The following is a 10,489-nucleotide window of genomic DNA, read 5'->3' on the forward strand; positions in this document are numbered from 1 at the left end:
CGCGGCCGAGCCGCAGCTGAAGTCGTACTTCTGCCGCACTGTATTCTTGAAGCGCGCTTCTTTCAGACTGGTGATGTGCAGCCGATAGCCCTCGCCCTGCGCACCGGTCAAGTCGACCGCATGCAACGACGGCGGCGCCAGCCAAGCCAGCGCGAGACATCCCAGTAGCGCGCCGCGTAACTTCATGGCTGGAACTGCACGTTGATGATGGTGGCGTTCTGAATCAGCACGTTGTTGCCGGTGTTCTGGATCACCATCGGCACACCGGATGCGCCGCTGAACGAGCCGGACGCGATCTCGTTGAAGCCAGTGGCGACGTTCTCATCGACGTTGTTGCTGACCGTACCGGTCAAGGTCATGGTCGAGCTGACGTCGGCGCCGCCGCTCATCTTCGCCAAGGCGTTGCTGTCGATACTGTGGCCGAGACCGGCAATCTCGTGAGAATCGCCCTTGGCTGTCTGCTGAGGAGCTGCGTGCTGGGGCGGATCGGTCGCGAATGCTGCGGTGGCGGTGCATAACCCGGTCAATAAAACCAGGCAGAGACTGGATCGCATGGCGTTCTCCCTACTGCGCCGTAACGTGCGAGGGGCGCTTTCGCGCCCCTCGTGTTGTTGGGCCGTTATGGACCGACGTTCAGGTTGGCCTGAACGTTCACGCTCTGCTGTACCAGCGATGCAAAACCGCTGTTCTGCGCGATCACTGCCACACCTGCTGCTGCCGAAGCCGCGCTATCCATGGTGTTGGACATGTTGAACGTGCCCGCATCGGCCATGGCCGTGCCACCCGCCGCGCCTGCGCCGCCCGCGCCGCCGGTGCCCGAACCGCCCGTGCCTGCGGCACCCGCGCCGCCTGCTCCGCCGGTGCTCGACGACGAACCACTGGTTCCGCCAGTAGAAGTCGCAGCGCCACTGCTTGCGGTTGCCGCGCCGCCGGTACCGGCGCCGCCGGCCCAGGACGAAGCACCCGTGGTCGCCGTGCCGTTGCCGGCACCGCGCTGACGATTGCGCGCATTGCCGCTATCGCCATTGCTATCGCCGCCTGCCGCCGCACTCAACGCGCCGACGTAACCGCTGGAGGCCCCGGAACCGCCTGCCCGACCGCTATGCGACTTGGCGTCCCCACCGGATCCGCCACGTCCACCATCGCCGTCGCCGCCATAGCCTTTGCCGCCGGCTCCGCCTTTGCCGCCATTGGCGTCGCCCCAATTTTTGGCGACGTTGCCGATGTCGTGGATGCGGATATCAGTCACTGTGCCATCCAGGCGGCTGACTGCGACAGCCTTACTGCTATTGAACGAGCTGGCGATGGATGAGGTCGCGGTACCGCTGTTATTGGCCGATGCACTGCCTTGTCCATTGGCATAGGCGTCGGCCTGCACGCTCGAGCGGCGCTGTGCGCTGGGTCCGGCTCCGCCGGTCTGCGTATCGTCCGCCAAGGCCGGAAGAGCGATTCCGAGTCCGAGGCATACGGCTGTTACAAGTAGAGTCTTGCGCATGATTGGGTTCTCCGTGAACAAGCGGTAACCCCCTGTTTGTCTTGCTTTGCAGCACCGGCATGTTGCAGCTTGCATGCCATGCGACGCTGTTCCGGCCGCTAAGGATCTATTGCAGTCGAATCATTGACTTAGGCGGCGATGACGAGAATCTCGCGGACCTTCCTTCACTTGTTTCGGCCACCCGTTGGCGCAGCCTTGTTACAGCGTCGGATGCCAAGGCAGTCAGGCGCGATTTACAGAAGACTCAGAGTCGATTAAGAATTTCATGCGCTTACGGGATATAGCGCAGACGCGACATGCACTTGCGGCCACGGTGTAACTTCATCGTTACAACTGTCCATGCATCGCTTCGCGTGGCCTGCAACAGAAAAAAACAAGGGCCCGCAGGCCCCTGTTTTTCCTGGATTCTCAAACGACGATCAGCGCTTCTCGATCGGCACGTAGGCCAGGTCTTCCGGTCCGGTGTAGTTCGCACTCGGGCGAATGATCTTGCCGTCCTCACGCTGCTCGATCACGTGCGCGCTCCAGCCGGAAGTGCGCGAAATGACAAACAGGGGTGTGAACATCGCAGTGGGTACGCCCATCATGCGGTACGCACTTGCCGAGTACCAGTCGAGGTTCGGGAACATCTTCTTCATGTCCCACATTGTCTTCTCGATCCGCTCGGAGACCTCGAACAGTGTCGGATTGCCGCCATCGGTACATAGTTTGCGCGAGATCTCCTTGATGATCTCATTGCGCGGGTCGGATACCGTGTAGACCGGGTGGCCGAAGCCGATGACGATTTCCTTGCGCTCCACGCGGGCGCGAATATCCGCCTCCGCTTCGCCGGCATTGCGATAACGGGAAATGATCTCCATCGCCACCTCGTTGGCACCGCCATGCTTCGGGCCGCGCAGCGCACCGATGGCGCCGGTGATGGCCGAATACATGTCCGAACCGGTACCGGCAATCACTCGCGCGGTGAAGGTGGATGCATTGAACTCGTGTTCGGCATACAACACCAGCGACTTGTCCAGCGCATGTGCGTGCAGCTCGCTCGGCTTCTTGCCGTGCAGGAGGTGCAGGAAATGCGCGGCTATCGACTCGTCGTCGGTCTCGGTCTCGATGCGCTTGCCGTTGTGGCTGAAGTGATACCAATACAGCAGGATCGAGCCAAAACAGGCCATCAGACGGTCGGCAATGTCGCGTGCGCCAGTAACATTGTGATCGTCCTTCTCTGGCAGCACAGTGCCCAGCGCAGAGCAACCGGTACGCATCACATCCATCGGATGCGTCGCCGCCGGCAGCAATTCCAGTGCACTCTTGACGGGTGCCGGCAGCCCGCGCAGGCGCTTGAGCTTGGCACGATAGGCGTTGAGTTCCGCCCAGTTCGGCAACACGCCGTGCACCAGCAGATAGGCAACCTCTTCGAAGCAACCCTTGGCAGCCAGGTCATGGATGTCATAACCGCGATAGTGCAGATCGTTGCCGCTACGCCCGACGGTACACAGCGCGGTGTTGCCCGCTGCCACGCCGGATAAAGCGACGGACTTCTTGGCCTTGGGAAGGACTTGCTCGCTCATTAGTGAGTCTCCATTGAAGCAACCACGAAGGCGCGGTGGCCTCCGCCAGGGAAAGGGGATTCAGGCTTTCTTTGCAAACAGCGCGTCCAGGCGCTTTTCAAAATCGTGATAACCGATGCGGTCGTACAGTTCCTCGCGCGTCTGCATCGTGTCGAGGACATTGCGCTGGTGACCGTCGCGGCGGATCGCGGTATAGACATGCTCCGCGGCCTTGTTCATCGCGCGGAACGCGGACAGCGGATACAGCACGATGGCCACACCGGCGGTCCGCAACTCGTCCACGCTGAACAGCGGCGTCTGGCCGAACTCGGTGATATTGGCCAGCACCGGCACCTTCACCGCTTCGACGAACCGGCGATATGTGGGCAGGTCATAGGCCGCTTCCGCAAAAATACCGTCGGCACCGGCCTCGACACAGGCGATGGCGCGCTCGATCGCCGCATCCACGCCCTCGACAGCGATGGCGTCGGTACGCGCGATAAGAAAGAAATCCGCATCGGTTTTGGCATCGGCGGCTGCCTTCACTCGATCGGCCATTTCCGCTGCCGAAACGATCTCTTTGCCAGGGCGATGGCCGCAGCGCTTGGCGCCGACCTGATCCTCGATGTGGCACGCGGCAGCGCCGGCCTTGATCAGGCTCTTGACCGTACGAGAGATATTGAAGGCGCTAGGGCCGAAACCCGTATCGATATCCACCAGCAACGGCGTATCGCAGACATCGGTGATGCGCCGCACATCGATCAGCACGTCTTCGAGGGTGCTGATGCCCAGGTCCGGCAAACCGAGCGAACCCGCAGCCACGCCGCCACCGGACAAATAGATAGCCCGATAGCCGGCCCGCTTGGCCAGCAATGCGTGATTGGCGTTGATCGCGCCGATGACCTGAAGCGGCTGTTCTGCCGCCAGGGCTGCGCGGAATCGCGCGCCGGGAGATGCTTGCTGGGCCATATCGCCTCCATGAAAAAACGCTATTTTAGCGCACTAGGGATGCCCTGATTCATTCTTCCTGGGCGGCGCTCCTATTGCACAGCAGCATAAGTAGCTCCATGCGCCTACATGACGCACACGGACGCGGCCCGGTACATTGCCGGGCATGAACACAAAAAGAACCTCTCTGGCAACACGCATTCTTTGGGGAATGGGTATCGGTGTCGCTGCGGGCATCGTCACCTTGATTGTCGGCCGCTTTCATCCGCCGGCTTTGGCCTGGGCACGCAGTGCGGCACAGTCGGTGCTCGATCCATTCGGCCAAGTTTTCTTGCGCATGCTGTTCTTCGTGGTGATTCCGCTGATATTCGCTTCGCTGGCATCGGGCGTCACGCAATTGGGGCGGCTTGACCGGCTAGGCCCACTGGCGGGGCGTACGTTCGCGTTGTTTTTCGCCAACATGGCGATCGCCGCGGCGATCGGCCTGATCATGATGAACGTTCTGCAGCCCGGGCAGCACTTGGCCACCGGATCGCGACAACTGCTCATGAGCGAGTATGGCGGCGCCATCGAGCAGACGCTTGCGGCCGAAAGCAAACAACCGGCGATGAGCCTGACCGTTCTGGTGGACATGTTCATGCCGCGCAACCTGTTCGGCGCCTTCGTCGGTCAAAACCGCACGATGCTCGGCGACGTGCTGCCACTGATCCTGTTCGCCCTGCTGGTCGGTGCAGCAGCTACGTTGCTCGACGATACGCGACGCGCGAGGGTTCAGGAGGGTCTCGATCTCATCAGCGACCTGATGACCGGCATTGTCGGGTTTGCGCTGAAGCTGGCTCCCTATGCGGTACCGGCGATGATCTACAGCGTAATCGTGAAGGTCGGCGTGGATATCCTGGTGACCCTGTCGGTATTCGTGCTCGGCTGCGCCACGGCCTTGCTGCTGCATTTGTTCGGCACGATGTCGCTGTGGTTGCGCCTGTTCGCAGGGCGCAGCCCTCTCGCTTATTTCAAGCAGATCAGACCGCTACTGGTCACGGCGTTTTCGACCAGCTCGAGCAGCGCTTCCCTTCCCGCCTCGCTGGCGATCGCACGTGACGAACTGAAGCTTGCACCGAGCGTTGCCGGTTTTGTCCTGCCGCTGGGTGCAACCATGAACATGAGCGGCACCGCCTTGTTCGAAGGTTGTGTCGTGCTGTTCGTGGCGCAGGCCTTCGGCGTCGAACTGAACCTGGCTCAGCAGGCCGTGCTGATGCTGCTGGCGGTGCTCAGTGCCGTGGCGGTCGCGGGCATACCGGGAGGATCGCTGCCGTTGATCGCCGGGCTGCTCGCCACTTTCGGCGTGCCGGCCGAAGGCATCGGCATCGTGCTCGGTGTCGACCGGATCCTGGACATGCTGCGCACCACGGTCAATGTCGGCAGCGACATCGTCACGGCTACCGTGGTCGACGCGCGAACCCCGAGTGAAGCATCCGCAAGTTCATGAAAAACCATGGCTTTATCGGATGACCATAGATGCTATCAATCGCCACCATCCCAACTATCAATTAGATTTATCGCCCCGTTTGCGTAACACTAACCCAACTTTTCAACCAACCAGCGGAAAAAACGATGTCGTTGATCAACACCCAAATCAAACCGTTCAAGGCTCAGGCTTACAAGGATGGCCAGTTCATCGAGGTGACGGATGCCAACCTGAAGGGCAAGTGGTCCGTGGTGGTGTTCTACCCGGCTGACTTTACCTTTGTGTGCCCGACCGAACTGGAAGACCTGGCCAATCACTATGCCGACTTCCAGAAGCTGGGTGTGGAGATCTACTCGGTTTCGACCGATACGCATTTCTCGCACAAGGCCTGGCACGACACTTCCGAGGCGATCGGCAAGGTCAAGTACACGATGCTGGCCGACCCGACCGGCGCGATCACCCGCAACTTCGACGTGATGATCGAAGAAGAAGGTCTGGCCCTGCGCGGCACCTTCGTGATCAATCCGGAAGGTCAGATCAAGCTGTGCGAAATCCACGACAACGGTATCGGCCGCGATGCGACCGAATTGCTGCGCAAGGTCAAGGCTGCACAGTACGTGGCTGCCCATCCGGGTGAAGTGTGCCCGGCCAAGTGGCAGGAAGGCGACAAGACGCTCAAGCCGTCGCTCAGCCTGGTTGGCAAGATCTAAGCCACCGCATCCGCACGATTGGCGGCCTGTTTGCGCAGGCCGCATGCGACCCGTGCGAGTCCGCACGAGGTCGCTCTATGAAGCAACGATCGTCGTCAAGGCACCCGGTCTGCACACCGGTGCTTTGGCGGCGTTCACCCCGAAGCCATGCTTTCGTTCCTTTGCATAATAACGACCGGAGTGGACCCTCATGTTGGACGCCGATCTGAAGACCCAATTGCAGGCTTACCTCGAAAAGGTCGTGCACCCGATCGAGCTGGTGGCCTCCGTCGACGACAGCGCAGCGTCGCAAGAACTACTGGGCCTGCTCACCGATATCGAAGCGATGTCGCCGAAGATCTCCCTGCGCCGCGCGGACTCGTCGCGTAAGCCGTCTTTCATCATCAACCGGCTGGGAACCGACGTCAGCGTCAGTTTCGCCGGCGTCCCGATGGGTCACGAGTTCACCTCGTTGGTGCTCGCCCTGCTGCAAGTCGGCGGTCATCCGCCGAAGATTGCGCCGGAACTGATCGAGCAGATCCAGCACATCGAAGGCGAGTATCGCTTCGAGACCTTCATGTCGCTGTCCTGCCACAGCTGCCCGGACACCGTGCAGGCGCTGAACCTGATCAGCGTGCTCAATCCGAATATCAAGCACGTCGCCATCGATGGCGCCTTGTTCCAGCACGAAGTCGATGAGCGCCAGGTGATGGCAGTACCGACCGTGTTCCTCAATGGCGAGCTTTTCGATACCGGCCGCATGTCGCCCGAGCAGATCGTCACCCGTATCGATGCTGGCGCGGCCAAGCGCGACGCGGAGAAACTCAAATCCAAGGCGCCGTTCGACGTGCTGGTGGTCGGTGGCGGTCCGGCTGGCGCAGCGGCCGCCGTATATGCCGCGCGCAAAGGCATTCGTACCGGCGTCGCCTCCGAGCGTTTCGGCGGCCAAGTACTCGACACGATGTCCATCGAGAATTTCATCTCCGTCCCCTACACCGAGGGTCCGAAGATGGCTGCGGCGCTGGAACAGCACGTCCACGAATACGATGTCGATGTGATGAACAACCAGCGCGCCGAGGAACTGATTGCGCCGAAGGATCCTAACGGCCTGATCGAGATCAAGCTGGCCAGTGGCGCCTCGCTCAAAGCCAAATCGGTCATCCTGTCCACCGGCGCGCGCTGGCGCAACATGGGTGTGCCCGGCGAGCAGGAATATCGCAATAAGGGCGTGACGTATTGCCCGCATTGCGATGGCCCGCTGTTCAAGGGCAAGCGCGTCGCGGTGATCGGCGGCGGCAACTCGGGCGTCGAGGCTGCGATCGATCTGGCAGGCATCGTCGGACACGTCACTCTGCTGGAGTTCGACAGCAGGTTGCGTGCGGACGATGTTCTGCAACGCAAGCTGCGCAGCCTGCCCAACGTCGATGTCATGGTCAATGCACAAACTACTGAAGTGCTTGGCGACGACAGCAAAGTGCAAGGCCTCAGCTACACGGATCGCACCACCGGTGAGAGCCACAAGCTGGAACTGGAAGGTATCTTCGTGCAGATCGGCCTGCTGCCGAACACCGAATGGCTAAAGACATCGGTCAAGCTGTCATCGCGTGGCGAGATCGAAGTCGATGCCCATGGACGCACCTCGGTGCCTGGTGTTTTCGCAGCCGGCGATGCCACCACCACGCCGTTTAAGCAGATCATTATCGCCATGGGCGAAGGTGCCAAAGCGTCACTGAGCGCCTTCGATCATCTAATCCGCCTGCCGGTTGAAACCGTCGAAGACATTGCCGCCTGAGCCTCGCAGGGCAAGCGCGACGACAAAGCCCCGGCGCAACCGGGGCTTTGTTTTTATATAGCTTCGTCCGGACCGCGCACCAACGCCTGGCGGATTTCTTCCAAGGCCCCCGGATCGTCCAAGGTCGACAAATCGCCCGGATCGCGATGCTCGGCCAGTGCTTGCAGCGATCGACGCAACAACTTGCCGGAGCGTGTCTTGGGCAACGCATTGACTACATAGATGCGCGAAGGTTGAGCGAACTTGCCCAATTGCTCGGCGACACACCGGCGCATCGCGTGCGCGACCTCGCTGGCGTTCGTTTCCACCGCGCCCTGCTTCAGCGTGGCAAACACCACCGGTACCTGCCCTTTGAGCTCGTCGTGCATGCCAATGACCGCAGCTTCCGCGACGGCGGGATGCGTCGACACCGATTCTTCGATCTCACGCGTACCCAGCCGATGACCGGCCACGTTGATTACATCGTCAGTGCGTCCGAGGATCATGGTGTAACCCTGCGCATCGCGAATCGCCCAATCCAGCGAGCTATACAACAATTCGGTGAAATGGCCAAAGTAGCTGCTGCGATAACGCTCGTCGTCGCCCCAGACAGTCGTCAGGCATCCAGGCGGCAACGGCGGCTCGAACACCAGCACCCCTTTCTCGCCCGGCGCCGCTTCATGGCCGGTGCCTTCATCGATGATCTTCATCTTGTAGCCCGGAGCCGGAAAACCGGGCGAGCCGAATTTCACTGGCTTCAAGTCCAGTCCCGGCATCAGTGTGATGGCTGGCCAGCCGGTTTCCGTTTGCCAGTAATTGTCGATCACCGGCACACCCAAGCCATCGGTAATCCAGTGAGCGGTCGGTTCGTCCAATGGCTCACCGGCAAGAAACAGCCATTTGAGCGCGGACAAGTCGTAGCGCTTCAGCCATGCGGCATCCTGCTTCTTGAGCATGCGGATGCCCGTGGGCGAAGAGAACATGGTACGCACACCGTAACGCTCGCATAAGCGCCACCAGACGCCGGGGTCCGGATGGATCGGCGTTCCTTCATAAAGCAACGAAGTCGCCCCACCGATCAACGGACCGTACACATTGTACGAGTGCCCTACCGCCCATCCTACGTCGGACGTAGAGAAGATCACCTGTCCCGGTGCGATATCGAAAATGCAGCGAATGGACATCGCCATCGCTACCGCATAACCGCCCACATCGCGCTGAATTCCCTTGGGCTTGCCGGTAGTACCGGAGGTATAGAGCAAATAGCTCGGCTCGTTAGACTCCAGCCAGGTCACCGGCACTTCGGTGCCATCGTAAAGCGCGCGCATCTCGCCATAGTCCACATCGCGCCCAGCCACACGCGTCATCTGCGGATCGAGCCGCCGATCGACGATCAGCACATGCGGGGGTGGGTAACCTGCCTCCTCCAGTGCCGCATCCACCAGCGGCTTGTAGGGAATGACCTTGCCACCTCGCATACCTGCGTCCGCGGCGATCAGCAGGTTGGGCCTGGCATCGTCGATGCGCAACGCCAGATTGTGCGCGGCAAAGCCGCCGAACACCACCGAATGAATCGCCCCTAGTCGCGCGCAGGCAAGCATGGCAAACACCGCCTCGGCGATATTGGGCATGTAGATCACTACGCGATCGCCCTTTCCCACACCCAGCGCAGCGAGTATCGCGGCGAACGTGTTCACCTCGCTGTACAGCTCGCGATAGGTAAGTTCCCGGGCGATATCCGTCTCGGTGGAAATCGCCACCAGCGCCAACTGGTCGCCGCGCTCCGCCAAGTGACGATCCACCGCGTTATGGCAAAGATTCGTGGTGCCGCCGACGAACCAGCGCCGAAATGGCAGTTGCGAGGCATCGAGTATGCGCTCTGGCGGCGTACGCCAGTCGATCAGCCGCGCCTGCTCGGCCCAGAACGCCTCGGGCTGCTCGATCGAGCGGCGGTAGAACGCTTCGTATTCCACGTCTTACGACCCCTTGCCGGTCCGTGGAGCAAGACTGGACCAGACCGTCAGTCCCAGCGCACTAGACCATGGTCGAAAAGCCTGCCGACGAGGCCTCGATAATCCTGTGAACGCCCAAAATCCATAACCGAAAAAAAATCCATTTATGGAACGATTCAAAATCCACGCCATTAGCCAAAATAAATGGATCGTCAAAAATGACAAAATCAATCTAATTACGCTTTCTCAAATTCACGAAAAATAGAGTGTCCCTATATCGCTCTTTCACGACATCCGCACAAATAATCCGCGAACCGAATCGCAATGGCGAGAAATAACTGGACCGCCCGTTTCAGTTATCGCCCACTCGCCTAGATTCGGCTTCTAAGGGGTGACTCATCTAAATTCCCTCGGGACTTCTTTGACTTATGAGCTTCACAGCCCATAGCCCAAGGCGTGCCTGAGCCACGGTGGCTCTTTGTGGAGAATGGTCATGGACAAAACGCGTGTCGGCTCTGTTCTCAAGCAAACCCTGTTGGCGACCTGCATTATTGCGGCCGCGGTTTCTATTACCGCCTGTTCGGGATCGGGTTCTTTAAAATCCTCTGGCGGGGGTAGCGTAGTT

General features: G+C 60.4%; 8 protein-coding genes and 1 pseudogene. 3 read left to right on the forward strand and 6 right to left on the reverse strand.

Features of this window, described 5'->3' with window-relative positions:
- The 5 genes and pseudogenes from VIM98_RS03410 to prpB all read right to left on the reverse strand — a co-directional run.
- Positions 1-186, reverse strand: a pseudogene (locus VIM98_RS03410) (hypothetical protein); the annotation flags it as partial.
- The gene (locus tag VIM98_RS03415; RefSeq protein WP_331991690.1) at positions 183-554 is read right to left on the reverse strand and encodes a hypothetical protein; all 372 of its coding nucleotides are present in this window, start codon (positions 552-554) and stop codon (positions 183-185) included. The gene VIM98_RS03415 and the pseudogene VIM98_RS03410, both read right to left, overlap by 4 nt.
- Before the next feature lie 65 nt (positions 555-619).
- Complete coding sequence (locus tag VIM98_RS03420) at positions 620-1,495, reverse strand: hypothetical protein (protein ID WP_331991691.1); 876 nt, start codon at positions 1,493-1,495, stop codon at positions 620-622.
- 419 nt (positions 1,496-1,914) lie between these two features.
- Positions 1,915-3,060, reverse strand: coding sequence for a bifunctional 2-methylcitrate synthase/citrate synthase (prpC, locus tag VIM98_RS03425; RefSeq protein ID WP_331991692.1), 1,146 nt, complete (start codon positions 3,058-3,060; stop codon positions 1,915-1,917).
- Positions 3,061-3,120: 60 nt separating this feature from the next.
- A complete protein-coding gene (prpB, locus tag VIM98_RS03430) occupies positions 3,121-4,008 on the reverse strand; it encodes a methylisocitrate lyase (protein WP_331991693.1) in 888 nt (295 codons plus the stop codon).
- A 145-nt stretch (positions 4,009-4,153) separates the two neighbouring features.
- Here prpB and VIM98_RS03435 point away from each other — a divergent pair, with 145 nt between their 5' ends.
- The 3 genes from VIM98_RS03435 to ahpF all read left to right on the forward strand — a co-directional run bounded on the left by VIM98_RS03435 (position 4,154) and on the right by ahpF (position 7,933).
- Positions 4,154-5,473 (forward strand): dicarboxylate/amino acid:cation symporter, encoded by a 1,320-nt coding sequence (locus VIM98_RS03435; RefSeq protein WP_331991694.1) that lies wholly within the window; start codon positions 4,154-4,156, stop codon positions 5,471-5,473.
- Positions 5,474-5,598: 125 nt separating this feature from the next.
- Positions 5,599-6,162: an alkyl hydroperoxide reductase subunit C gene (gene ahpC, locus VIM98_RS03440; protein ID WP_331991695.1), complete on the forward strand. Its 564-nt coding sequence runs from the start codon at positions 5,599-5,601 to the stop codon at positions 6,160-6,162.
- Positions 6,163-6,352: 190 nt separating this feature from the next.
- Positions 6,353-7,933, forward strand: coding sequence for an alkyl hydroperoxide reductase subunit F (gene ahpF, locus VIM98_RS03445; RefSeq protein ID WP_331991696.1), 1,581 nt, complete (start codon positions 6,353-6,355; stop codon positions 7,931-7,933).
- 53 nt (positions 7,934-7,986) lie between these two features.
- Here ahpF and prpE read toward each other — a convergent pair whose 3' ends face one another.
- Positions 7,987-9,885 (reverse strand): propionate--CoA ligase, encoded by a 1,899-nt coding sequence (gene prpE / locus VIM98_RS03450; RefSeq protein WP_331991697.1) that lies wholly within the window; start codon positions 9,883-9,885, stop codon positions 7,987-7,989.
- Positions 9,886-10,489: the final 604 nt, after the last annotated feature.

Origin of the sequence: Dyella sp. (assembly GCF_036568765.1) — a bacterium.
Lineage (GTDB): Bacteria > Pseudomonadota > Gammaproteobacteria > Xanthomonadales > Rhodanobacteraceae > GSA-30.

Coding starts and splice junctions, on each gene's coding strand:
- VIM98_RS03415 (WP_331991690.1), bottom strand. CDS start 554: ATGCGATCCAGTCTCTGCCTGGTTTTATTGACCGGGTTATGCACCGCC.
- VIM98_RS03420 (WP_331991691.1), bottom strand. CDS start 1,495: ATGCGCAAGACTCTACTTGTAACAGCCGTATGCCTCGGACTCGGAATC.
- prpC (WP_331991692.1), bottom strand. CDS start 3,060: ATGAGCGAGCAAGTCCTTCCCAAGGCCAAGAAGTCCGTCGCTTTATCC.
- prpB (WP_331991693.1), bottom strand. CDS start 4,008: ATGGCCCAGCAAGCATCTCCCGGCGCGCGATTCCGCGCAGCCCTGGCG.
- VIM98_RS03435 (WP_331991694.1), top strand. CDS start 4,154: ATGAACACAAAAAGAACCTCTCTGGCAACACGCATTCTTTGGGGAATG.
- ahpC (WP_331991695.1), top strand. CDS start 5,599: ATGTCGTTGATCAACACCCAAATCAAACCGTTCAAGGCTCAGGCTTAC.
- ahpF (WP_331991696.1), top strand. CDS start 6,353: ATGTTGGACGCCGATCTGAAGACCCAATTGCAGGCTTACCTCGAAAAG.